This is a genomic window from Desertivirga arenae, assembly GCF_017355785.1.
GTDB classification, from domain to species: Bacteria; Bacteroidota; Bacteroidia; order Sphingobacteriales; family Sphingobacteriaceae; genus Desertivirga; species Desertivirga arenae.
The window spans coordinates 57,308-83,603 of the sequence record NZ_JAFEWE010000010.1 but is presented as its reverse complement, the minus strand read 5'-3'; the positions used below and the strand labels follow the sequence as shown (position 1 = coordinate 83,603).

General features: G+C 41.8%; 17 protein-coding genes. All 17 read left to right on the top strand.

Going from position 1 to position 26,296, the window contains the following annotated elements; all coding sequences use genetic code 11:
* Positions 1–3 precede the first annotated feature (3 nt).
* The 17 genes from J4N24_RS18355 to J4N24_RS18275 all read left to right on the top strand — a co-directional run bounded on the left by J4N24_RS18355 (position 4) and on the right by J4N24_RS18275 (position 26,267).
* Complete coding sequence (locus tag J4N24_RS18355) at positions 4–1,164, top strand: ABC transporter substrate-binding protein (protein ID WP_207535177.1); 1,161 nt, start codon at positions 4–6, stop codon at positions 1,162–1,164.
* The gene (locus J4N24_RS18350; RefSeq protein ID WP_207535176.1) at positions 1,161–2,306 is read left to right on the top strand and encodes a CaiB/BaiF CoA transferase family protein; all 1,146 of its coding nucleotides are present in this window, start codon (positions 1,161–1,163) and stop codon (positions 2,304–2,306) included. Before J4N24_RS18355 ends, J4N24_RS18350 begins: the two co-directional genes overlap by 4 nt.
* A 3-nt stretch (positions 2,307–2,309) precedes the next feature.
* A complete protein-coding gene (locus J4N24_RS18345; RefSeq protein WP_207535175.1) occupies positions 2,310–3,479 on the top strand; it encodes a CaiB/BaiF CoA transferase family protein in 1,170 nt (389 codons plus the stop codon).
* The gene (locus J4N24_RS18340; protein WP_207535174.1) at positions 3,463–4,695 is read left to right on the top strand and encodes an extracellular solute-binding protein; all 1,233 of its coding nucleotides are present in this window, start codon (positions 3,463–3,465) and stop codon (positions 4,693–4,695) included. Before J4N24_RS18345 ends, J4N24_RS18340 begins: the two co-directional genes overlap by 17 nt.
* 7 nt (positions 4,696–4,702) lie before the next feature.
* Positions 4,703–5,803, top strand: coding sequence for a Gfo/Idh/MocA family protein (locus tag J4N24_RS18335; protein WP_207535173.1), 1,101 nt, complete (start codon positions 4,703–4,705; stop codon positions 5,801–5,803).
* A 112-nt stretch (positions 5,804–5,915) separates the two neighbouring features.
* The gene (locus tag J4N24_RS18330; RefSeq protein ID WP_207535172.1) at positions 5,916–6,365 is read left to right on the top strand and encodes a MaoC/PaaZ C-terminal domain-containing protein; all 450 of its coding nucleotides are present in this window, start codon (positions 5,916–5,918) and stop codon (positions 6,363–6,365) included.
* A 10-nt stretch (positions 6,366–6,375) separates the two neighbouring features.
* Positions 6,376–7,686, top strand: a complete 1,311-nt coding sequence (fucP, locus tag J4N24_RS18325; RefSeq protein ID WP_207535171.1) for an L-fucose:H+ symporter permease — start codon at positions 6,376–6,378, stop codon at positions 7,684–7,686.
* Entirely contained in the window at positions 7,686–11,042 is a 3,357-nt protein-coding gene (locus tag J4N24_RS18320; RefSeq protein ID WP_207535170.1) for a glycosyl hydrolase, read from the top strand. Before fucP ends, J4N24_RS18320 begins: the two co-directional genes overlap by 1 nt.
* 36 nt (positions 11,043–11,078) lie before the next feature.
* On the top strand, positions 11,079–13,115 hold the full coding sequence (locus J4N24_RS18315) for an aceric acid hydrolase (RefSeq protein WP_242691716.1): 2,037 nt from the start codon (positions 11,079–11,081) through the stop codon (positions 13,113–13,115).
* A 29-nt stretch (positions 13,116–13,144) separates the two neighbouring features.
* Positions 13,145–14,389 (top strand): ribulose-bisphosphate carboxylase large subunit family protein, encoded by a 1,245-nt coding sequence (locus J4N24_RS18310; RefSeq protein WP_207535169.1) that lies wholly within the window; start codon positions 13,145–13,147, stop codon positions 14,387–14,389.
* A gap of 250 nt (positions 14,390–14,639) precedes the next feature.
* The gene (locus tag J4N24_RS18305) at positions 14,640–16,010 is read left to right on the top strand and encodes a four-carbon acid sugar kinase family protein (RefSeq protein ID WP_207535168.1); all 1,371 of its coding nucleotides are present in this window, start codon (positions 14,640–14,642) and stop codon (positions 16,008–16,010) included.
* Between the two features lie 32 nt (positions 16,011–16,042).
* Positions 16,043–16,711, top strand: coding sequence for an aspartate/glutamate racemase family protein (locus tag J4N24_RS18300; protein WP_207535167.1), 669 nt, complete (start codon positions 16,043–16,045; stop codon positions 16,709–16,711).
* 4 nt (positions 16,712–16,715) lie between these two features.
* The gene (locus tag J4N24_RS18295; RefSeq protein ID WP_207535166.1) at positions 16,716–18,077 is read left to right on the top strand and encodes a bile acid:sodium symporter family protein; all 1,362 of its coding nucleotides are present in this window, start codon (positions 16,716–16,718) and stop codon (positions 18,075–18,077) included.
* A 3-nt stretch (positions 18,078–18,080) separates the two neighbouring features.
* Entirely contained in the window at positions 18,081–19,511 is a 1,431-nt protein-coding gene (locus J4N24_RS18290; protein ID WP_207535165.1) for a sialate O-acetylesterase, read from the top strand.
* Positions 19,512–19,594: 83 nt separating this feature from the next.
* Positions 19,595–21,922: a DUF5703 domain-containing protein gene (locus tag J4N24_RS18285; RefSeq protein WP_207535164.1), complete on the top strand. Its 2,328-nt coding sequence runs from the start codon at positions 19,595–19,597 to the stop codon at positions 21,920–21,922.
* A 100-nt stretch (positions 21,923–22,022) separates the two neighbouring features.
* On the top strand, positions 22,023–23,078 hold the full coding sequence (locus tag J4N24_RS18280; RefSeq protein ID WP_207535163.1) for a nucleoid-associated protein: 1,056 nt from the start codon (positions 22,023–22,025) through the stop codon (positions 23,076–23,078).
* 234 nt (positions 23,079–23,312) lie between these two features.
* On the top strand, positions 23,313–26,267 hold the full coding sequence (locus tag J4N24_RS18275; protein WP_207535162.1) for a TonB-dependent receptor: 2,955 nt from the start codon (positions 23,313–23,315) through the stop codon (positions 26,265–26,267).
* Positions 26,268–26,296: the final 29 nt, after the last annotated feature.

Here is a 26,296-nt window from a genome sequence, read left to right as displayed (position 1 = left end):
CCAATGACGAACAGGAAAGTATTAAAAGGAATTACCTGGAACCATAGCCGAGGCTTTGTTCCAATGGTAGCAACAGCACAGCGATTTTCAGAGTTAAATCCAGATGTAGAAATCCTATGGGAGAAAAGAAGCTTACAACAGTTTGCTGACTTTTCAATTGAAGAACTGGCAAAGCGTTTTGACCTCTTAGTGATTGACCACCCATGGGCGGGATTCGCAGCAAAAACCAAGTCCATTCTGCCCCTTGATCAATATTTATCTGCCGAGTATATCGAAGATCAACAGGCTAACACTGTGGGTCATTCTTGTACAAGTTATTCTTATGATGGGCATCAATGGGCTTTAGCCATTGATGCTGCTACGCCGGTTGCCTCTAGCAGGCCGGATCTTTTTGAACAGCATAAGCTTGCTCTTCCTAAAACATTTGAAGATCTGCTTGAACTGGCAGATCGTGGATTAGTGGCTTTTGCTGGTATTCCTATAGATGTTTTAATGAGCTTTTACATGTTCTGCTGTTCTTTAGGAGAGGACCCATGTCAGGCAGAAGACAGAGTGATCTCTGAAGAAACAGGGACAAAAGCCTTGCAACTTTTCAGACAGCTGGCTACTAAAATAGATCCAGAAAACTTTGAAAGAAATCCGATAAAAGTATATGAGGCAATGACGCAAACGGATGAAGTTGCGTATTGCCCCTTTGCTTACGGATATTCAAACTATTCGAGAAGAGGGTATGCCCGTAAATTGCTCCATTTTCATGATATGATCACTTTGGATGGCAAGACAAATTTAAAAAGTACGCTGGGAGGAACGGGCCTTGCTATTTCATCCTCTTCAGAACACGTTGATATTGCAGTTGAGTATGCTAAATATGTTGGCTCTGCAGCGTGTCAGCAAACATTGTTCTTTGAAAACGGCGGTCAGCCAGGGCATTTAAGCGCATGGTTAAACGATGAGGTGAACAGGCAAACTGCTGATTACTTTGCAAATACCCTTCCTGCTCTTCAACGGGCATTTTTAAGACCACGATATCATGGGCATATGTATTTCCAGGATCATGCTGGTGATATGGTACGCGATTACCTGATGCAAGGAGGTAATGAAGGAAAGGTACTGAACAACCTTAACGAACTATATCTGAAATCCAGAAATTTAGAGATGGCATGAACAGACCGTTAGAGGGATTACTCGTGTTGGAGTTCTGTCAGTTTCTGGCTGGTCCATCGGCAGGATTGAAACTTGCTGATATGGGTGCCCGCGTGATCAAAATAGAACGTCCGGTAAAGGGCGATGCTTGTCGTCAGCTTGCTATCAAGAATCTTTTTGTTGAAGATGATAGCCTGTTGTTTCACACGATCAACAGAAACAAGGAATCTTATGCGGCTGATCTAAAGAATCCTGAAGATCTGGAGAAGGTAAAGCAATTGATATCCAAAGCTGATGTCATGACACACAACTTTCGTCCAGGAGTGATGGAAAAGGTAGGATTGGATTTTGAGTCTGTCCGGGCAATAAATTCAAAAGTTATTTATGGAATAGTTACCGGCTACGGAACAGAAGGACCCTGGGCTAGTAAGCCTGGGCAGGACCTACTAGTTCAGTCGGTTTCAGGTCTAACCTGGCTTTCAGGATGTGACGAAAACGGTCCGGTTCCTTTTGGGCTTTCGGTGGCGGACATCATGTGTGGAAATCACTTGGCACAAGGAATCCTTGCTGCTTTGATAAAAAGAGCAAGAACAGGTAAGGGAGTGCTTGTTGAGGTTAGCCTTCTGGAATCTGTACTGGATATTCAATTTGAAGTTCTAACCACTTACCTGAATGATAGTGGGAAGCTACCTAAAAGAAGTACGGTTAAAGGGAGCGGACATTCTTATTTAAGTGCTCCTTATGGAATATACGGTACTGCTGATGGCTATATAGCTTTGGCTATGGGTAACCTTACTCAGATCAGTTCAGTTATCGGTTGTGACATATCAAATTTGTACATAGATACCGATTCTTCCTTCCAAAATAGGGATGAACTATTGACCTTATTTGGCCAAACCCTGAAAAATAGGACAACTTCTGAATGGCTGTCGGTTTTAGAGACGGAAGGGATTTGGTGCGCTGATGTCCTTAAATATCAGGATGCTGTTAATCATCCTGCTTTTGCTTCTGCGGGACTTACCCAAATTATTAATACTGGTTCTAATGGCTTGTTAACCACCCGTAATCCGGTGCAGCTGGATGGAGAGAAATTGTATTCTTCTAAAGCAGCTCCAAAGGTAGGGGTGTCTAATGACCTAATTAATCAGGAATTTAATCTCTAAGTTATGCTGCCACTAGAAGGATATTTAGTAATAGACTTTAGTCAATTCCTGTCAGGTCCGTCAGCTAGCTTACGACTAGCAGATCTGGGAGCGAGAGTGATTAAAATAGAACGTCCCGGTACTGGCGATATATGCCGTACTTTGTACACATCAAACCTGGTGATGAACGGAGTTTCTTCCGTGTTTCATGCAATTAACAGGAATAAGGAAAGCTTTGCAGCAGATCTGAAGAAAGCCGAAGATGCTGACTTGATCCGGGAGCTGTTGAAAAAGGCTGATGTCGTCATGCACAACTTCCGGCCAGGGGTAATGGAACGCTTAGGTTTTGATTATGCTTCTGTCAAGGCAATTAATCCAAATGTTATTTATGCTGAAATCTCTGGTTACGGTAGCGAAGGTCCGTTTAAAGCAAAACCTGGACAGGATCTTTTACTTCAATCATTAACAGGATTAACCTGGCTAACCGGAAATGCTGATGATGGTCCGGTGCCAATGGGTCTTTCCATAATAGATATGCTCGCTGGTGCGCATTTGGCGCAGGGTATTCTGGCATGCATGTATCGTAAAGCGATAAAAGGAGAGGGTGGGCTTGTTCAGGTGAGTATGCTTGAATCTGCTTATGATTTTCAATTTGAAACTATTACCACGTTTTTAAATGATGGAGGTTTGAATCCAGAACGTTCTGCAAAAAGTAATGCTAATGCATACCTTGGAGCTCCTTACGGTATTTACCCAACAGAAACTGGTTACCTGGCCCTGGCAATGGGTTCCATTCCTTTTCTGGCTAAACTTCTGGAATGTGAAGCTTTGTTTATATATAAAGATGGAGCTGAAGCGTTTGAGAGAAGAGATGAAATAAAAGGAGTGCTCGCTGATCATCTGAAAACTCGGCCAACATCAGAATGGCTGAAGGTTTTAGAAGCGGCGGATATTTGGTGTGCTGATGTGCTTGACTGGAACCAGCTATTTGAGCATGACGGCTTTAAGGTACTTGGGATGGTGCAAAAGGTAACGATGAACGATGGTTATAGCTATGATACCCTTCGTTGCCCTATACGTATAGATGGAGAGAAGCTATATTCATCGAAAGGATCGCCAAAACTTGGTGAAGATAATGAAGCCATTATCAAAGAATTTATAGGTAGGGAGGATGTGTATGAGGTCGGAAAATAAATTCAGGATAGCAGTTAGGAAATTTGGCCCGTTTGAGTCGGCAATGGAGAAGTTATGGAAGAAGTTCTGTGATTTCTCGGGATGCTCACTCGAGGCCGAATTGGTGCCTTTGGACCTGCATCCGCTTTATGAAGCGACTATCGCTGCCGGTGGACTGAAATCAGGAGATTGGGACGTAGCTCATATCAATACGGATTGGATCTTTGAAGCCTGGACGAACGGAGACATAGAGAACTTAAAAGATTATATTAAAGACAAGCCTCCTGTAGAGTATCCACAGGGCTGGAGTGATTCGCTTTTGCAGTTGCAGCAGTTCGGTGAGGATGTTGCTGGTCTTCCGTTTCACGATGGACCAGAGTGTTTCATTTACCGCAAAGACCTTTTCGAGGATCCAATCGAACAACAAGCCTATCTTGGAAAATACGGTAGTCCTCTTGGTGTGCCAGAGACATGGCAGGAATTTCATCAGGTAGCACAGTTCTTTACCCGTCCTGAACAAAATCTTTACGGAACTCTTTTCGCCTGTCTTCCTGATGGCCATAACACCATTTTTGATTTTTGCCTTCAGTTGTGGACAAGAGGGGGCAGGGTGATACGCCCTGATGCTTCTGTTCATTTAGACACCCCTGAAGCAATTGCCGGATTAGACTTTTACCGTACGATAGTTAAAGATCAATCAGCTGTTCACCCTAAAGCCTTCGACTATGAGTCGGTACAAGCAGGTATGGCCTTCGCCCGTGGAGAGGTCGCAATGATGGTGAACTGGTTTGGATTTGCATCAATGTGCGAAGTATATGAAGAATCAGCTGTTAAAGGAAAGGTTGATATTACAAGACTACCGCACGACGAAAACAGCGAGTCAGCTTCTCTGAATGTTTATTGGCTTTATACAATAGGCTCAGGTAGTCGAAATAAAAAGATAGCCTACGATTTTATTCATTTTGCCACCAACCAGGAGAATGATAAGTTGCTGACCCTTGAGGGAGGAATTGGCTGTCGCCTATCTACCTGGAATGATCCGGAGATCAATAAGGTAATCCCTTATTATCATAAATTAGAAATGCTTCATAAAGAAGCGAGGTCACTACCTCAAAAAAGCAATTGGGCGCAGATTGCTGAAGTTATCGATCAAGCAGTTCTCAAGGCCCTTAACACAGATATTCCTTCAGCGGAAATATTAAGACAAGCCCAGGAACAAATTACAGAAACTAACTAAAAAAAACATGCATATACCCTATAAACCACTATTGCCGAAAACGGAGCTACCTATAATAATAATAGGGGCAGGGGGAATTGTTAAAGATGCTCACTTACCTGCGTATAAACAAGCTGGTTTTAAGGTTTTAGGAATAACCAACCGGACAAAGCAGCGTGCGGAGAATCTTGCGGCTGAATTTGGAATACCTAATGTCTATGAGTCTGTAGAAGATGCCGTTGCTAATGCTCCTGAGAACGCAGTTTATGACATTACCATAATGCCCGAAAAATATGTTGAAACTCTTGAGGCTTTACCTGACGGAGCAGCAGTATTGATACAAAAACCTATGGGCGACTATTTCTGGCAGGCAAAAGAAATACTTGCCGTTTGCAGAAGAAAGAAACTGGTAGCGGCCATTAACTTCCAACTGCGATATGCTCCCTTTGTAAGTGCTGCAAGATATATGATAGAACAAGGAATGATAGGCGAACTGTATGATATGGAGGTGCGGGTAACGCTGGTAACTCCCTGGGAATTGTTCCCTCATGTAATGGTCCATCCGCGTTTGGAAATACAATATCATAGTATTCATTATGTAGATATGATGCGTTCTTTCTTAGGCGATCCTTTCAGCGTCTATGCAAAGACCCTAAAACATCCGGCAAAAAGTCTTTCTTCATCAAGGTCTACGATCATACTCGACTATGGGGATACGATGCATGCCGTGATCAATACAAATCACGATCACGAATTTGGAGCACATAACCAGGAAAGCTTTATTAAATGGGAGGGAACTAAGGGCGCGATCAAAGCAAAAATGGGATTATTGATGAATTATCCTGACGGGGTACCTGATAAGTTTGAGTATTGTTTGGTTGAGGAGGGAAAGCAACCGGAATGGAATACATTGGAATTGGAAGGATCTTGGTTCCCTGAAGCATTTATCGGTACAATGTCCAACTTAATGCGATTTAAAGAAGGTTCAGATGAAGTGCTTTACACAAGCGTGGAAGATGTAATAAAAACGATGGCTGTTGTAGAAAGTGCCTACATTTCCAGCGATAAAGGAGGAGTTGTTGTAGCGGATCAACTAAAGGAAGAAGACCTGGGAATAATAAGCAATTAATTAGAAGGCATTCACTCACTGATTCATTCATTCATTCATTCATTCACTCATTCACTCATTCACTCATTCACTCACTCAATCAATCACTCACTCATTCATTATTTAGCTCCACATGTATTTCAGATCAATATATTTCGAAGATTACCAGTTAAACGATAAAAGAGTTACCCTGGGGCGTACCATAACTGAAACTGATTTCGTTGTCCACGCCGGACATACCGGAGATTTCTTTCCTCATCATATGGATGCTGAATGGTGTAAAACTCAACCCTTCAAACAGCGGATTGCTCATGGAACAATGGTATTTAGTATTGGTATAGGGCTTACAGCCTCTGAAATCAACCCTGAAGCTATGTCCAAAGGTTATGATCGCCTCCGTTTTGTGAAGCCGGTTTTTATAGGTGATACGATACATTCTGAAATAACCATTTCAGAAAAAGCTGATGCTAAGAAACCGGAGTATGGTACTGTAACAGAGCATGTAGAGATCATTAATCAGCATGGTGAAGTAGTGCTAGTATGTGATCACCTGTTGATGGTAAAACGGAAAAATAACCTGTAAACTTAAAATTATGGCATTTGCACCTCAGGAAACATCAAATGTTTCAGAGCAAAATATAAATCATGGAGGCGGAAAGACATATCTTCTGCCCTTTATCCTGGTTACATGTCTTTTCTTCCTCTGGGGAATGGCTCACAACCTCGATTCTATTCTGATCCCACATCTTAAGAAGGCCTGTCAATTAAATAATCGCCAGTCAACCCTGGTTGATACAGCTGTTTTTCTGGCCTATTTCTTAATGGCTATTCCAGCTGGAGCAATCTTGAAAAAATGGGGATATAAGAATAGTATTATACTCGGACTTCTTGTCTTCGCTGGAGGCGCATTTTTATTTGTTCCGGCGGCCAATACAAGAGCTTACGAGATCTTTTTAATCGCTTTGTTTATTATTGGTTGCGGCTTAACTATCCTTGAAACGGCAGCTAATCCTTACGCTGCGGTTCTTGGAGATCCGGCTGGTGCATCAACCCGTCTGAATCTTGCAGCTTCATTTAATGGGTTGGCCGCTATGGTCGCTCCTGTTATCGGGACAACCTTCATACTTTCTGGGAAAGAATATTCCAAGGCACAATTAGATGCTATGCCGGATACGGTACGGTTGAATTACTTCATGACGGAGGCCGCCTCTGTTAAAATGCCCTACATTGTTTTAGGTTCAGTGTTGGTAGTGATTGCCTTGTTATTTTACTTCATGCATCTGCCTGAAGTTAAGGCTGTGGCTGATACAAAGACAGAAAGCAGGGGAGGTTTTTTTGAAGTGTTAAAGCATAAACATTTATCATGGGCTGTTGCAGCTCAGTTCTTCTATGTTGGTGCACAGGTATGTGTAACAAGCTTCTTTATTAGAATGGCTCAACAAGGTGCCAGTGTAGATGAAAAAACTGCAGGATACTATTTGACGGTTTACGGAGCTCTCTTTATGGGAGGAAGGTTTGTAGGTACAGGCCTTCTAAAATTTATTAAATCTCATAATCTGCTTTCTATTTATTGTGTTCTCTCCGTTTTGCTTTGCCTGGTGTCTATCTATGGTGAAGGTATTTATGTAATTTATGCTCTAGGTGGTTTAGGATTTTTTATGTCGATTATGTTTCCCACCATTTTCGCATTAGGCATAAGTAATTTGGGAGAAGGAACAAAGGCTGGATCTTCCTGGCTTATTATGTCCATTGTTGGTGGGGCAATCCTTCCTTACGCTATGGGCACTATCATTGATATGAATGGGGATAGTATCCAGATCGGATATATTGTTCCTCTTATTTGTTTTTTAATTATTCTATACTTCGGAATAAAGGGTTACAAGCCTTCTGAATTTTCTAAATAATGAGTTTTAAAGGAAAACATTTTCTTGTTCTTACAGCGCTATTGTCGCTATTCTCCCAGCTTCGTACTTATTCACAAACAGCTGATTCGGCAAAGCCATGGGTGGCCTGGTACTGGGTTCAGGCTGCGGTCTCAAAAGAAGGAATAACTGCCGACTTAGAGGCGATGAAACAAGCAGGCATAGCTGGAGCTTTTTTGATGCCTGTAAAAGGCGCAGCAACGCCTCCAGTTTATAGTCCGGCAGCAGAGCAATTGAGTCCTCTTTGGTGGGAGATGGTTATTCATTCTCTTAAGGAGGCCGATCGTTTGGGGTTGAAGATCGGAATGCATATAGGAGACGGTTTTTCACTAGCTGGAGGTCCCTGGATAACTCCAGAGCTATCTATGCAGAAGATAGTTGCTAGTAAGACTTTAATAGCCGGTGGCAAGTCACTTAAGATTAACCTTCCTCAGCCAGAGACAAAGGTAAATTACTACAGGGATATTGCTGTTTATGCTTTTCCTTCAATTATCGGCTCAGGAGTATCAAGCGAAACTACTGTACCGAAAGTAAGTACCAGTACAGGAGCGGAGGCTTCTTTCCTCGTTCAGAAGGGTAACAAGCAAGCCTTCCGTTCTGGCGAGCCCGTATGGATCCAATATGCTTTTGAAAAGCCTTTCACTGCCCGTTCTGTTTTCATTCACACAGATGGTAACAACGTCCAGGCTCATCGTCTCAAAATAGAGATAAGTGATGATGGAAAAGTATTTCGTCCGGTAACACGACTGGAGCCTCCCCGACATGGATGGCAGGATTCTGAACAGGAAATTTCTCATTCCATCAAGCCTACTACAGCAAAGTTCTTTAGGTTCAGTTATAATCCCGAGGGTACCGAGCCAGGTTCTGAAGATATGGAGAATGCCAAATGGAAGCCATCGCTGAAACTAGTAGGACTAACTTTATCTGCAGAACCGGTTATTCATCAATTTGAAGGTAAATCAGGGGCTATCTGGAGAGTTAGTAAACGTTCTACACCCGCCGAAATTAGCAAGGATCTCTGCATCCCATTAAATAAAGTGATCAACCTTACGAATAAGGTCAATGCTGACGGATCTCTTACCTGGAACGCTCCTAAAGGTAATTGGACTATACTGCGTATTGGTCATACGTCAACCGGTCAAACGAATGCAACTGGCGGAGCGGCGAGAGGTCTGGAATGTGATAAATTCAACCCCGATGCTATTAAGCTTCATTTCGATAACTGGTTTGGTGAAGCTGTTCGAAGAGCTGGCCCAAGTTTAACTCCCCGTGTCTTAAATACCTTCTTTATGGACAGTTGGGAGTGTGGGAGTCAAAACTGGTCACCTGTTTTTAAAGACGAGTTTAAGAAAAGAAGAGGGTATGACTTGATACCTTACCTACCGGTAATGGTTGGACTTCCTGTTGAAGATATTGAAACATCAGAAAAAGTACTTTATGATGTAAGAAAAACGATTGCAGAGTTGGTCGTCGACAAGTTTTATGGTACGGTAGCCCCCTTGGTGAAAGAAAAGGGATTACACTTCATAACAGAAAATGTTGCTCCGATCATGGTAAGCGATGGTTTGGCTCATTACAAGAAAGTAGATATGCCCATGGGTGAGTTTTGGTTGAACAGCCCTACTCATGATAAACCCAATGATATGCTGGATGCTATAAATGGAGGACACATTTATGGTAAAAATATTATTGGCGCAGAGTCTTTTACAACGGTAAGGATGGCTTGGAATGAGCATCCTGGAATGCTTAAGACGCTTCAGGACCTGAATTACTCTTTAGGTCTTAATAAGGTTTCTTATCACGTATTCGTTCAAAACCCCTGGCTCGACAGAAAACCTGGGATGACTTTGGACGGGGTAGGACTTTATTTTCAGCGGGACCAAACCTGGTGGAAACCAGGAAAGGCCTGGGTTGAATATGCTGAACGTTGTCAGCAATTATTGCAAAAAGGTAGGCCAGTGGCAGATATCGCTGCATTTATTGGTGAAGAACTTCCTCGAAGATCTATTCTTCCAGACAGGTTAGTGCCTGTTCTTCCAGGCTTATTTGGAAAAGACGTAGTTGAAGCTGAAGCGAAGCGACTGGCAAATGTGGGTCAACCTATGCGCCAATTACCAGCAGGCGTTAATAACTCCGCTAACCGGGCTGACCCTGAAAACTGGGCTAATCCGCTTCGTGGTTATGCTTACGATTCTTTCAATCCGGATGTTTTATCTACCGCTACTGTAAAAAATGGTAATGTTGTATTTGAAAGTGGTGCCTCATATAAATTATTGGTGATACCAGGCCGCATGGCTATGAATCCGAACTCTTCTTTCATGAGTATTGAAGTTGCAAGTAAACTACTTGAACTTTTAAAGGAAGGAGCAACAATACTGATGATTGAAAAGCCTCTTGAACAACCCGGATTACAACAAGCGGATAAAGCTGCATTTCAAAAAGTTGTTGACGAGATTTGGAATGGTAATTACAAAGGGAAATTGCTGAAGGGGCCGTACCAGCAGGAGACGCTGTCCTCAATCGGATTAGAAAGAGATTTCATTGTAACAGAAGGAAGCGGAAATTATGCCCGCAAAATAGCATACACGCACAGACAAAACGGAGCCGAGGAAATCTATTTTATTTCTAACCAGGAAGACAGAGAAAGAACCTTAAATCTATCTCTTAGAGGGTCAAAAGCGATGGTAGAGATTTATGATGCGGTTAGCAATAAAAGATGGCTAGCTGAGCACTTCAGTACTGAGGCTGGACGTACGTCTCTTGATATAAGGCTTGACCGTAATGCCTCTTTATTTATCATTCTTAAAGAGGGAAATAAAGCAGCTTCAAATCAAAATGCACGCAACTGGAAAGAATATTCTGAATTGAAAGCAGTTACGGGAGCGTGGAAAGTGCAGTTTGATCCTAAATTTTACGGACCAGAAAAAGCAGTTGAGTTTAGGACTTTGACAGACTGGTCAGCTTCGGCAGACACGCTCATTAAGTACTACTCGGGTACAGCAATATATAAAACCAATTTCAAGGCAGACAAGGTTACAAGGCCAGTATTTCTTGATCTTGGCGAAGTTGCCAATCTTGCCGAAGTAAAAGTGAACGGAGTTTCCTGCGGGGTAGTTTGGACAGCTCCTTATCGTTTGGATATAACTTCTGCATTGAAAAAGGGAAATAACGAATTAATAATAGAAGTAACCAATACTTGGGCAAACAGGCTAATGGGAGACCGTAGGTTGCCTGAAGCTGAACGGTTAACCAAAACAACGGCTCCCTACCGTTTAGAAGGGGCTCCGTTGCAAAAAGCAGGATTGTTAGGGCCGGTTAGATTGCTGGAGGAAAAATAAGAAGTTTTTTAAGATCGAATTATAATAAGATTACCAATGATGATTAATCGAACAATTGCTAAAGGAACAGTTGCACTTTTTGCTGCTGCATTAGCTTTAAATTCTAATGCCCAGGAGAAAAGCTTGGTAAATACGTCAAAAAGTCCTTATGCAAAATTGCAGAGTGTAAACATGGGAGACGTGAGCTGGACGAATGGCTTTTGGGCCGACCGCTTTAAAGTAGCGAAGGATGCGATGGTACCAAACCTGTGGAGGATTTACAATGATGCTAACATTAGTCACGCGTTCAAAAACTTTGAGATAGCTGCTGGTCTGGATACAGGCTCTCACAAAGGACCGTCTTTCCATGATGGTGACTACTATAAAGCGCTTGAAGCAATGGCCAGTCTGTATGCAGTAACAAAAGATAAGAAGCTGGATGAAATGATGGATAAAGCTATCGCTGTTATCGCCAAGTCTCAGCGTGCTGATGGCTATATTTACACGAAGGCCATGATAGAGCAACGTAAAACTGGTAGTAATAATCAGTTTCAAGACAGATTAAGCTTTGAGGCCTATAACATCGGACACTTGATGACTGCTGGCTGTGTTCATTATAGGGCTACTGGAAAAACTAACTTGCTAAGTGTTGCTAAGAAGGCTACAGACTATTTATATAACTTCTACAAACAAGCATCCCCAACATTAGCCAGAAACGCAATCTGCCCGTCCCACTATATGGGAACAATTGAGATGTACCGCACCACGAAAGATCCAAGATATCTCGAGCTAGCTAAACATCTTATTGATATTAAAGGAAAGATAGATGATGGAACCGATGATAATCAGGACCGGATTCCTTTTCGTAATCAGAAGAAGGCGATGGGACATGCAGTGCGCGCTAACTACCTTTATGCCGGGGTAGCTGATGTTTACGCAGAAACTGGTGATAAAACATTATTAAACACACTTGACCTTATGTGGGATGATGTAACTTCTCACAAGATGTATGTTACAGGTGGCTGTGGTTCTTTATATGATGGTACTTCTCCTGATGGAACATCTTACGATCCCAAAGATGTACAGAAGATCCATCAGGCATTCGGTCGCGATTACCAGCTTCCAAATTTAACAGCACATAATGAAACCTGTGCTAATATTGGTAATGTACTTTGGAACTACAGAATGCTTCAGTTAACAGGTGAGGCGAAGTATGCGGACATAATGGAGCTAGCTTTATACAATAGCGTACTTTCTGGAATCAGTCTTGACGGAAAGAAATTCCTTTACACAAACCCGCTTGAATTTTCTGACGACTTGCCTTTCAAACAGCGCTGGTCAAAAGATCGTGTAGAATATATTTCTCTTTCAAATTGTTGTCCTCCAAACGTAGTTCGTACGATTGCTGAAGTTAATAATTATGCTTACAGTGTATCAGACAAAGGTATTTGGTTGAACCTGTATGGCGGAAACAACATCAGCACTACATTGAAGGATGGTTCAAAAGTTAAGTTAACTCAGGTGACCAATTATCCATGGAACGGTGATGTAAATCTAACCGTTAATGAAAGCTCTTCTAAACCCTATTCCATCTTTTTAAGGATTCCGGGCTGGGCTAATAATGCTCAGGTTTTAGTTAACGGTAAGCCAGCTGGTATCACAACTAATTCTGGCAGTTACGCGGAGTTAAACAGAAAATGGAAGTCGGGCGACAAAATTCAGTTAGTCCTTCCGATGGACGCTAAACTGGTTGAAGCTAATCCTCTTGTCGAAGAATCCAGGAATAGAGTAGCCGTAAAACGCGGGCCAGTAGTATATTGCATTGAGTCTGCTGATTTGAAGGATCAAAAACTTTACAATGTAGTTGTCCCTGCTAACATTTCATTTCAGCCTCAGCCGCTAAAAATTGATAATGCAGAGGTAATGACCCTGGTAGGTAATGCAAAAGTTCTGGAACCTAAAGAATGGAAGAATACACTTTACAGAGAAGTATCAACTGCCGATAAAACAGCGCAAATTCGTTTAATCCCATATTTCGCATGGGGTAACCGTGGTCATGCCGAGATGCAGGTTTGGATGCCTGTTTCTAGATAATTCATTGTTTACCTTTTACCTCAACAAGCATGGAAAGAATTAGAGCGAAATATTATATCGAGACACCCTATGAGCTGGAGAAGGCAGCTCAGGTACTTGCAGGTGAGCAATCTTCCGGAACTTTTGTGGAAATTCCGGGAGAGACCGAAGAATTGAAAAGTCGGTTTGCCGCAAGGGTAGAGTCAATAACACCTTTGGAAACAGTAACTGAACCAGCCATCCCAGGAGCAAAGTCGCCTACCGGGAAATATCAGCGGGCAATGTTGGAAGTGTCATGGTCTATTGAAAATTTTGGATATAACCTTCCTGTTTTGATCTCAACCCTTCAGGGGAACTTGTATGAGATCACGCAGTTTACAGGTCTTAAATTAATGGATATTGAATTTCCTGAGTCCTATTCAGAAGCCTTTAAAGGACCCCGATTCGGAATTGAAGGTTGCCGGGGCTTAACTCAGGTTTATAAAAGACCTCTGATCGGTACTATCATAAAACCCAGTATCGGACTTTCTCCCGAGCAAACTGCAGAGTTGGTAAAAACTCTTGCTGAGGCTGGTATTGATTTTATTAAGGATGACGAATTGCTTTCCTCTTCTGCTAACTCTCCTTTTGCCAAGAGGGTGAATGCCGTAATGAAAGTTATTAATGATTATGCCGATAAAACGGGCAAAAAGGTGATGTATGCCTTCAATATAAGCAGCGAAATTGATGAGATGCAGCGCAACTATGACAAGATCGTGCAGTCTGGGGGAACTTGTGCCATGATCAGTTTAAACAGCGTAGGGATCTCAGCAGCCAAAAAGATCTGTGACAACGGTGCTTTAGCCATTCATGGCCATCGTAACGGTTGGGGAATGATGAACAGGCATCCATTATTAGGGATCGAATTTCCTGCTTACCAAAAGCTTTGGCGACTTGCAGGGGTAGATCAGATTCACGTAAACGGGATCCAAAATAAGTTCTGGGAATCTGACGATTCTGTTGTTCGTTCTATCGAAGCTTGTTTAAAACCTATGTTTGGTGGTTTCTCTGTCCTTCCGGTGGTATCCTCCGGACAATGGGGAGGACAAGCACCTGAAACTTTCCGCCGTACCCAAACCGTCGATTTGCTTTATATGGCAGGTGGAGGAATAATGGGGCATCCTTTCGGACCAACAGGAGGGGTAAAAGCTCTGCATCAGGCTTGGGAAGGTGCCGTGGAAGGACTGAGTGTTGAACAAGCTGCAGAGAAATATCTGGAGTTCCGGAAGTCTGTGGAGAAGTTTGGAAAGAAATAATCACTAAATAAACACGGATTACTCGTATTAACACGAATAGAAGAAACTCGAAAAACACACGGATTATGACGTCGAGACTGGAGAATTAAGGCAGGATTTAAATATGTACATATGCTTAGTGGCTTTAGATTGATTAGTCAACTATGATTTGTGAGAATTAGCGAAATTCGAAAAAATCGTGTTGGTTAGTCAACTATCCTTTGTGTAATTCGTGTAATTCGAAAATTCGTGTTCATTCAATTGATATAATATGCAGGAGCGCATTCTATTAGCTTATTACGGGGATGATTTCACCGGTTCAACCGACGCCCTGGAGTTTCTTTGTCGGGCCGGAGCTAAAACTATGCTCTTCATTGAGCCTCCTTCAAAAGAAAAGCTACAACAATTTGAAGGATTACAGGCTATAGGTATAGCTGGAATGACCCGGTCAATGGCGCCGGATGTGATGGACAGAACATTGAAGCCAGCATTCGAAGCGTTAAAAGAATTAAATCCTGTTCACGTTCATTATAAGGTTTGTTCAACTTTCGATTCTGCTCCCCATCTCGGAAGTATCGGTAAAGCAATAGATACAGGTGCTGCTATTTTCGTAAGTAATTATGTTCCTTTATTAGTTGCTGCTCCGGCCCTTGGGAGGCACTGTGTATTTGGTAACCTGTTTGCAAAAATGGGAATCGGAAGCGATGGGGCGATCCATCGCTTAGACCGGCACCCTTCTATGAGTAGGCATCCGGTGACTCCGGCGACTGAGAGCGACTTGCGACTTCATCTATCAAAACAAACAGATAAAAAATCTGGACTTATAGATATTCTTCAAATAGAGGAAGGTTTTGAAGAGAATAAGACCCGAATTGGAAAGCTGCTGAAGGAGGGGAACGAAGTGATTCTGTTCGACGCTTTATATCAGCATCAGATGGCTGCTATAGGTCGGCTAATTCAGGATTCTTCACATCCAGATAAACCTTTGTTTTCAGTTGGCTCATCTGGTATCGAGATGGCCCTCGGAGCATACTGGAAAGAAGAGAGTACTCTTAAACCTCAGACTAGCCTTGGTCAAATAACCGATCGTGGGCCGATCCTTGTGATTTCTGGAAGTTGTTCACCTGTGTCTTCGCGTCAGATATCGTTTGCTTTACAGAACGGCTTTAAAGAGATTGCTTTAGATACCGAGGGCTTAGTTAAGCAGGGAATCCTGGAAGTGGAATTTGAAACCTATGTAAACAATGCAGTAAAATATCTTCAGGGTGGTAATGATGTTATTATCCATACCTCATTGGGGAATGATGATCCTAGAGTTGTGAAAACAGGGGAGATGTTAAAAGGAGAGGAATTTGCACATATAGATACCGCGCTGATTTACGGAACTGCACTAGGCCAGCTTGCCAGAACAATTGCAGAAAGGTCAAGCCTGGAAAGGATTATCGTAGCAGGTGGAGATACTTCAAGCTATGCTGCTCGGGCCATGGGAATAGAGGCCGTTGAAATGATTGCTCCGCTTGCACCCGGAGCCCCGCTTTGTAAAGCTTATGCTCCTGGCTCTTCAATTAATGGAAAGGAAGTGAATTTTAAAGGAGGTCAGGTAGGAAAGGAAGATTACTATTTAACAGCACGCGGATATTAATTAATTATATAAAAAACCATCAATTATAAACCATGAAATTAAAAACATTAGGATTAGTTCACACTTCAGCAACTCTGGTACCAGTATTTCAAAAGCTCTGTGCCGACTACCTGCCAGGAGTGAATGTATTCAACATTGTGGATGACAGTCTTATTAAAGATGTTATTTCTAAAAACGAATTAACCAGCCTAACCTCCCGTCGTGTAGTAAATTATGTTGGCTCAGCAGAACTTGCCGGAGCTGATTTCATAATGGTTACCTGTTCATCTATTGGTGCTGCGGTAGAGGCATCTGCTGCTTTAACGGGCGTTCCCGTTCTCCGTGTAGATCAGCCCATGGCTGACCTTGCTGTTCAAACAGGCAAAAAGATTGGAGTTATCGCAACTTTACCCACCACACTTGGTCCCACCAGCGATTTGGTCAGAAGACGAGCAGAGGCCGCCGGTAAGGATATAGAATTAACATCTCGCTTGTGTGAAGGGGCTTTTGATGCTTTAATGGGCGGTGCTCCGGAGAAACATGACGAGATGGTAGCTAAGGCTCTTACTGAATTATCTGAGCAAGTGGATGTAATTGTACTTGCTCAGGCTTCAATGGCCCGGGTGGTAGATACCTTATCTGAAAGCGTAAAGCAAAAGGTGAGTATTTTATCAAGTCCGGCTTTAGCCATTCAACATATCGCGGAACAGTGTAAAGAGTAGGGGTATGAAAGGTCTGCGAAAAATTTGCCTTGGGATAAGTGTATTATCTCTTGTAATGTTATTATTCGGTTTATTTACTTCTAACCTAGAGGTATGGCAGCCTGCTGCGGTTGCACTCGCTGTTAGTGCTGCAATTGGAATAGGAGCCATTCCTTTTCTTTCTCCTTATCAATATACAGCCTGGATTATAACTGCTGTGGTTGCTGGTATGATCTACCCTGGAGCTTTTACCAGATGGGGAGATTTAGATCTTCGCAATAAATGGCTCATACTCGTGGTAGTGCAACTGGTTATGTTCGGAATGGGTATTCAAATGAGTCTTCGCGATTTTACAGGCCTTGCTAGTACCGGTAAAGGTGTCCTCATTGGCTTAATTTGTCATTTTTCGATTATGCCTTTAATGGGACTTCTCCTTACGAAAGTATTCCATTTTGATACTGAAATTGCCGCAGGAATTATTTTGATTGGATCTTGTTCCAGTGGTTTAGCTTCCAATGTAATGGTTTACATCGCAAGGGCTAACCTTGTACTTTCTGTTACGGTTACCGCCATGGCAACTATGGTCGCTCCCTTTATGACGCCTCTGTTGATGAAACTACTTGCCGGAACATTGATCAAAATAGAGTTTGTATCTATGATGATGGAAATCGTAAAGATTGTAATTGTACCTATAGGGGCAGCTTTAATTCACGATTTCCTGAAAACAGCAACAGCTAAAGACTGGCAGCGGATAAAATTAATTGCGGCCCTTTCAGCAGTGTGGCTATTTGTTTTAGCGCTTGGACTTTGGTCATGGTTAGCTGCAGCTACCTCAACTGAATTTATGCATTCCGTAGAGATCTTTAGTTTCTTTTGCGGTGCGTTTATCACAGGCGTTCTTTATCATCTGGTTACAAAAAGAGCTATTAAACTGGATAGTATTATGCCCTATATTTCCATGTTCGGTATAGTTTATTTCACTACTGTGACTACTGCTGCCGGGAGAGATAATCTTCTTAAAGTTGGTTTTATACTCTTTATTTCCTCTGTTATCCATAATGCTGCCGGTTACTTCTTTGGCTATTATTTAAGTCGCTGGTTTGGTCTTGATAAGCCTTCTGCCCGCACCGTTGCCTTCGAAGTTGGATTGCAGAATGGCGGCATGGCTTCAGGACTTGCAGGCTCTATGGGTAAGTTGGGGACCGTCGGACTTGCAGCCGCTGTTTTTAGTCCCTGGATGAATATTTCGGGTTCTATATTGGCCAATTACTGGCGTAAAAAGGCTTTAAAAGAAGAGAAAGAGATCGAATACCAGAAGGAAAAACAGCCTGTTACACCTAATGTCAATACTCTAACAATGGGTTCTCCTCAAATTGATACACCTTAAATAATGTTTAATATAAAAGTTACCGTTTATTTTTTAATTGCCTTTCTGGGTTTATCTGTGGCAAGGGCAGACGTGAAGCCGGGATCCTTATTTACAGACAATATGGTCCTTCAGCAAAAAGCCATTGTTCCTATCTGGGGTTGGACTGATGCTGGAAAGAAAGTGAAAGTTAGTACTTCATGGAATGGGAAAAACTATAGTTCCACAGCTGATGCCTCCGGTAAGTGGTTGGTAAAAGTTGAAACACCAGTTGCAGGTGGGCCCTACGATATCACCATAAGTGATGGAAAAGCTTTGAAGTTGAATAATGTATTAATTGGCGAGGTTTGGATTTTAGGCGGGCAGTCCAATATGGAAATGCCTATGAAGGGCTTTAAAGGTCAGCCCGTCTTAAATTCCAATGATGCAATCCTTCATTCCAGGAATAATAAGATTAGGGTATACACCGTGCCCCGGTCTTCTATTACCGAAAAGCAAACAAATAGCAAACCTTCTGTATGGAAGGTAGCAGAGCCGGAATCGGTTTCAAACTTTAGTGCTACCGGATATTATTTCGGCAGGCTGTTGAATGAAATGCTTGACGTTCCTGTTGGTTTGATTAATGTAAACTATAGCGGTTCATCGATTGAGGCTTGGATGTCTCCTGAAAATTTGAATCAGTTTCCTGAGATTAAAATCCCTGTAAAAGGAGATACGATAAAAGCGGTTAGTCGCACTCCCACTACCCTTTACAATGGTATGCTTTACCCAATCACAGGATATGGGATTAAAGGCGGAATTTACTACCAGGGAGAGTCAAATTATGAAAGACCTGACCGTTACGAAGAAATGTTTCCGGCATTGGTTAAAGAATGGCGTCAATTATGGGGCCAAGGAGATTTTCCCTTCTATTACGTACAAATTGCACCATATAATTACGAGCAGCTTCCTCCTTTTAACAAAGGCGGAAAATTTAACTCGGCTTATTTGCGCGATGCACAGCGCAAAGCCCTTGCTAAAATTCCTAATTCAGGAATGGCGGTAGTTCTGGATATTGGTGAGGAAAATAATATTCATCCTGCAAATAAGGAAGCAGGAGGGAAGCGATTGGCTCTTTTAGCTTTAGCTAATACTTACGGATTAAAAGGTTTCGGGTCAGCAAGTCCTATGTACAAATCTCTCACTATTAAAGGAAATGAGGCTACTATTAGCTTTGATAATGTTCCAAATGGATTAACGTCATTCGGTAAAGAGCTTTCAACCTTTGAAATAGCTGGCGCCAATAAGGTATTCTATCCGGCTAAAGCCAAAATTAATGGTAGTTCTGTAACGCTTACTTCCGTAAACGTGAAGGAGCCTGTTGCAGTTCGTTATGCGTTTAAAGATTTTGTTGTAGGAGATTTGTTTAATACTGAAGGTTTACCAGCTAGTTCTTTCCGGACAGACGACTGGTAATCCTGTTTAAATAAAATGTTTAATTTCAACAGGCAGGCTTAAGTCCTGTCTGTTGCCGTTTTAAAAAGTCCTCAAAGATTAACATGAAAATCAAATCTTTAAAAATTTACTACGTATTCCTGCTTGCTTTTAGCTTTATTCCCTCGCAACATTCCCTGGCTCAATTGAAGGACTACAATCCCGTATGGACCAGCCAAAGCAAGAACTCTCTGGAATCAATGCCATTAGGAGGGGGGGATATAGGGCTGAATGTTTGGTGTGAAAAGGATCAGGTGTATTTCTATGTGGCAAGGTCTGGCACATTCGACGAAAACAACAGCTTGCTTAAACTAGGACGTTTGAAACTTAGCCTTTCACCTAATCCATTCTCGGGTTCAGCTGGTTTCAAACAAGAACTGCATCTTAAAGAGGGATACATAACCATAAGTACGGTTAAGAATGGGCAAACTACCGATGTAAAACTTTGGGTGGATGTTTTTAATCCGGTAGTTCATGTTGAAGTAAAAAGTCAACAGCCAATGTCGGCGAAAGTATCCTATGAAAGTTGGAGATATACCGACAGGGTCCTTAAGGGTAAGGAGAATAACCAGAACTCCTATAAGTGGGCGCCGCAGGGTGAGGTTAAGACCTTGAAAGATCAGGTTGATTTCCTGCAAAACGGAGTTGAATTCTATCATCAGAATCAAACACATACTGTTTTCGACGTGACAGTTAAGCAGCAACAAATGGAAAGTGTCAAAGACCAGCTTTTCAACCCACTTAAGAATATGATCTTTGGGGGCCGTTTGTTCGGAGAGGGTTTTGTTATAGCCGATTCATCGGAGGGTACCTACATTAATACACCTTATAAGAGCTGGAGTTTGAAGAGTAAATCTCCTTCAAAAAACCATAGCCTGCAACTGGTCCTTCATACACAATACACTCCCTCGCTTCCTCATTGGAAAAGTAATTTACAATCTACTGCTTCCAAAGTCATAAGAGAGAAAAAGCAGTCTGAAAAGAAAACCTTGCAGTGGTGGAATGATTACTGGAACAGGAGTTTTATTAATATTAATGCAAGGCAAAGTGATCCAAACTCTGTAGACTGGCAAATAGGGCGTAACTACCAGCTAATGCGGTACATGCTAGGTTGTAATCTTACTGCTTCTTACCCCACCAAATTCAATGGCGGTTTGTTTACTGCAGATCCATCCTTAACAGATACCACGCTAAAGTTTACTCCTGATTTTCGTAACTGGGGAGGAGGCACTCATACAGCTCAAAATCAACGTTTGGTGTATTGGCCGATGTTGAAAAGTGGCGACTTTGATTTGATGAAGCCGCAGTTCGATTTTTACATGGGTATCCTCAAGAATGCTGAACTGAGGTCGAAAGTTTACTGGAAACATAACGGAGCCGCCTTTACAGAGCAATTGGAAAACTTCGGTTTACCCAATCCTGCAGAATACAATTGGAAAAGACCAGCAGAGTTTGACCCGGGAATGGAACATAATGCCTGGTTAGAATATGAGTGGGACACTGTCCTTGAATTCTGCCTGATGATGCTTGAAACCGAACGTTATAACGGCGATAACATTAAAAGTTATATTCCTTTCATTGAAAGCTGTCTGACATTCTTCGACGAACACTACCAGTACCTGGCAAGGAACAGGGGGAGCAAGGCTTTAAATGCTGAAGGACATCTGGTGATCTATCCGGGCTCGGGAGCAGAAACTTATAAAATGGCTTATAATGCTAGTTCTACTATAAGTGGACTAAGAACTGTTTTAACGAGGCTTCTCCAGTTACCTCCCAAATACACTATTCCCGAGAGAAGACAAGCCTGGGAGTTGATGTTAAAAAGAATACCTGGACTTAGTTTTAGGGAGTTTGAAGGACATCCAACGATTGCCCCTGCAAAAGTTTGGGAACGAATTAATAATACTGAAAGTCCTCAGCTTTATCCTGTGTTCCCATGGGGAATATATGGCATTGGAAAACCTGGTATAGACACTGCTATCAATACGTTTAAATATGATAAAGACGTATTAAAATTTAGAAGCCATATTGGCTGGAAACAAGACAATATTTTTGCTGCCCGACTTGGTTTAACAGAGGATGCCTGGAACCTTACTTCGCAAAAATTGAAAGACTCCGGACGCCGGTTTCCAGCCTTTTGGGGACCTGGGTTTGATTGGGTACCTGATCACAATTGGGGTGGTTCGGGCATGATCGGTCTACAGGAAATGCTCCTGCAGTCCGATGGTGATAAGCTCTATGTACTCCCCGCATGGCCTAAAGACAAGAATGTTCATTTTAAACTTAATGCTCCATATAAAACAACTGTTGAAGCCAGCTGGCAGAATGGAAAACTAGAATTTTTAAAGGTTTTACCGGCAGAACGTAAGAAGGATATAATTATGCCAGAATAATTTCAGCCTAAGGGAATCATCAACATATATTGCTTCCTCGTTATTGTTTTTGCACCTTTGGCCTCTCAATTTTTTACGAGTTTTATAAAAGCTGTTTATAATGATTTTCTCTTTTGAAGCTGCCTTGGCGCATCTTTCCATACATAAAGTAGGCAATAAATTACAGGATGAGTTTTACGCGCTCTCGGATAATCCTGTGCAAATTCAGGACGAGCTATTGCCTAAACTGCTTATGCAATACTTCCTTAGTCCTTTTGAAAAGGTGAACGAAGTATATCGTTTTTTTCATGCTAATGAAGACCTCAACCTGCATGAAGTTCATCACTTTGCGTCGCTGATCTTTGAAGATAACCAAACCTTTCACGAGAATAGTCAACAGCTTGCGAAGCACTTGTTTGAAGTGACAAATCACCCGAAGATCAAATCTGGAGAGGTTTATGTAGCTTATTTTAACAACGTGCAAATAGAAGGGGAGGTGATGGACGCAATCGGTATATTTAAGTCTGAAACGAAAGAAACCTATCTTAAAGTGTATAATGGACAAAATGGCTTCGACGTGGGATATGAGGAAGACGCCATTAACATTCAAAAGCTGGATAAGGGTTGCCTGATTTTCAATTGTGAGAAGGAGGAGGGGTATAAGGTTGCAGTAATTGATCAAACCAACCGTAATTCAGAAGCAGTTTATTGGAAAGATGAATTTCTAAAACTTAAGGTTCGTAATGATAATTACAACCAGACACAAAATACATTAAGTATTTATAAAAATTTCGTAACGGAAAAACTTGACGAGGAATTCCAGATGGATAAAGCGGATAAGATTGATCTGCTCAATCGTTCTGTAAAATATTTTAAAGAAAAGGAGACCTTCGATATTGAGGAGTTTTCAAATGAGGTTATCGGTAACGAGCAGGGGAAAGAATCATTTAAGAACTTTGTAAAGAACTACGAGACTGAGTTTGATACGGTCATTCCCGAATCATTCGAAATATCTGAAGCGGCAGTTAAGAAACAAGTAAGGACTTTTAAAAGCGTTTTAAAACTGGATAAGAACTTTCATATCTATATTCATGGGGATAGGGAGTTGATCGAAAAAGGTTTCGATGACAGTCGTACGATGAATTACTACAAGATCTATTTTAAAGAGGAACAATAATCCTTCTAATCCATTTTAACGAGATTGAAGTGTGTATTCAGGCACTTCCATCTCGTTATCCTAATCCTTACAGTTCTATTTTCCATTTTTTTCAAAAAAGTATTTGCCTATTTCATTTGGAAGTTGTTTATTTGTCTATCAAATCTATAGAGTATACTAATGTTATAATATAGCTAATGTGTCTCTCGGCGTTACAACTTCAATCTTATCATCAGTCAAATACAAGATTTAAAAATGAGGATTTTTACAAAAACAGTTAACAAACTTCTAAAACAAACATTCCTGCTCTTATTACCTCTGCTCTATCTGAAGGCGAGCGGGCAGGGAACTAACCTGATCCTGATCTCAGGAGAGATCGTCGATCAAAGCACCAGACAACCGCTACAAGGCGTAAGTGTTCAGATAAAAGGTTCCATATCAGGAACATCCACCGATTCTAAAGGTAATTTCAGCTTACAAACCAAGGCGAAATATCCTTTCACACTGGTTTTTAGTAATGTGGGCTTTCAAACACAGGAGTTTGAAGTGAAAGGTCCTCAGTCTAAGCTAAACATCGCACTGGTCACTCAAAGTATCCTGGGTAAGGAAGTTGTTGTAACAGCTTCAAGGGTATCAGAAAATATCCTGAAGTCTCCGGTTGCAATTGAGAAATTAGACATTCGCGCTATTCGTGAAAGTCCGGCACCTAGCTTCTACGATGCCTTAGAAAATGTTAAAGGCGTTCAGATGACTACTTCCAGTTTGACCTTCAAAGTTCCGAATACACGTGGATTTAATATTCCGAACAACTTCCGCTTTATGCAGCTGGTAGATGGAGTAGATATGCAGGCAGCAACATTAGGTGTGCCTCTTGGAAATGCTATAGGACCAACGGAGTTAGATATTGCAAGTGTTGAGGTTACTCCGGGTGCAGCTTCGGCACTTTATGGTATGAATGCGATAAATGGTATGTCCAACCTTCTTACTAAAAGTCCGTTCTATTACCAGGGATTAAGCTTTTACCAAAGAACAGGAGTTAACCATGTCGACGGAGTTGATCATGATCCAAGCGTTTTAACAGAAACAGCGTTCCGTTATGCTAAAGCGTTCAATAACAAATGGGCATTTAAGATCAATGCTAGCTATATGCGCGGAACTGATTGGAGATCAAATACCAGATTAGATCAGAACCCAAACAATCTTTCCAGTGCCAATCCAAAGTTTGGAGCTTTAAATGGCGATGCTAATGTTGCCTTTGATGGTTGGAATAAATATGGAGATGATGCTCTTGCTGGTAGTAACCTTGCAACTAATGTTAGCGGACTTACAATTAATGGCCAGGCTAACCAAACACTCCGTGTGGTTCGTACAGGATACTGGGAAACAGATCTTGTAGACCCTAAAGTGGATAACCTGAAATTCGACGCTGCTTTGCACTATCGTGTAAGCGACCATGCCGAACTTTCTTACTCTTACCGTATTGGCAAAATGGATGGTGTTTTTCAGAGGGGTAACAAGGTACAATTGGATAATGTGATTGTTCAAAATCACAAGGTTGAATTGAAGGGTGACAACTTTTCTGTTAGGGGATATCTTTCTTTAGAGGATACCGGTGATTCATTCAATGTTAAGCCCCTGGCAGATAATCTTGATCTTTATGGTGATGGAACCAGAACTGGTGCTAATAGTAGTTTTAGTAACAGCAACTGGGGTACCAGATACAAGAATGCTTTGATCAAGTATGGAACCGATAATGGTGGCTTAACTGATGCTAACCTAGCAGAAGCCAATAGATTGGCTCGTATAGCTGCGGATGCTGGTCGTCCCGAGCCTGGAACCGAAAGGTTCAACGAGCTGAAGAAAACCATCAGGCAGATCAACAACTGGGATATTAATTCAGCTTTAACACCAGAGGCGTCCATGACTGGCGGGGCAGCTTTAATTCAAAAAAGCCGCATGTATAATCTGGAAGGGCAGTATGATCTGTCAAAGTATACAAAAGCTTTCGATTTACTTGTTGGCGCAGATGCAAGGATATACGAAATTATACCTGACGGGAATAACTTTGTCGATTTCTCCCGTCCTATAGAAGACCGTAACAAGCCATTAGAAGATGGTAGCTTTGGCGATAATGTTTATTACAAGAAGTTTGGTGGCTTTGCTCAGGCAACAAAGACCTTCTTTGATGAAAAGTTGAAAGTTTTTGGTTCTGCACGTCTTGATTATAATCCTTACTTTAATCCTAAGGTTACACCTCGCTTAGCAGCAGTTTATACAGCTAATCAAATTCATAACTTCCGTATTACAGTACAGCAAGGTTATAGATATCCTGCCTTATTTGAAGCATTGTCCTATGTGAATAACGGGACGGTGAAGCGCGTAGGTAGTTTATCATTCATTAATGAAGGTCTTGGATACCTTGAAAATAGTTATACACAAACCTCTATTTTCGCCTTTAATGCAGCAGTAAGTGCCGAGGGTAACACTGATGCTGCAGCCAGAAAATATGCAGGCTTGCTTGAAGTCGCTAATCTTCAAAAAGCTCGTCCAGAGCGTATCAATTCTTTTGAAATCGGTTACAAGAGTGTATTGCTGAATAATAAACTAGTGCTCGACTTCGACGCTTATACCAATCAGTACGATGGTTTCCTTGGTCAGGTGCAGGTGAGCGTACCGAAAGGAACAACTGTGGGAACAGATGCTGCAGTATTAGCCATGATAGATCGGAACAGGGATGCTCAACAAGCACGTTACCGTGTATACACCAACGCAAAGAACACCTACACTAACTACGGTACAGCGTTTGGAACAACCTTCAACTTCTATAAGAAGTATACAGTAGCAGGGAATGTGAGTTTCAATAAAATGAAGTCTAACAGCACGGCTGATATTTTTGTTACCGGATTCAATACACCTGAATGGTCAACCAACCTGTCTTTCGGCAACAGAGAGATCGTTAAGAATTTAGGCTTTAGCCTGGTGTACAAATGGCAAGATAAGTTCTTGTGGGAAAGTCCGCTTGTAACAGGAAAGGTTGATGAGATCAACACATTTGACGCTCAGGTAAACTACAGGATACCAAAACAAAAAGCCACAATTAAACTCGGTGGTACAAATATTTTTAACAAACGTTACATTCAATACGCTGGCGGACCAACCTTAGGTGGATTGTATTATGCCGCAATTACGATAGACGGATTACTACACTAGTTTTTTTAATAATTAAGCCGGGAAGGGAG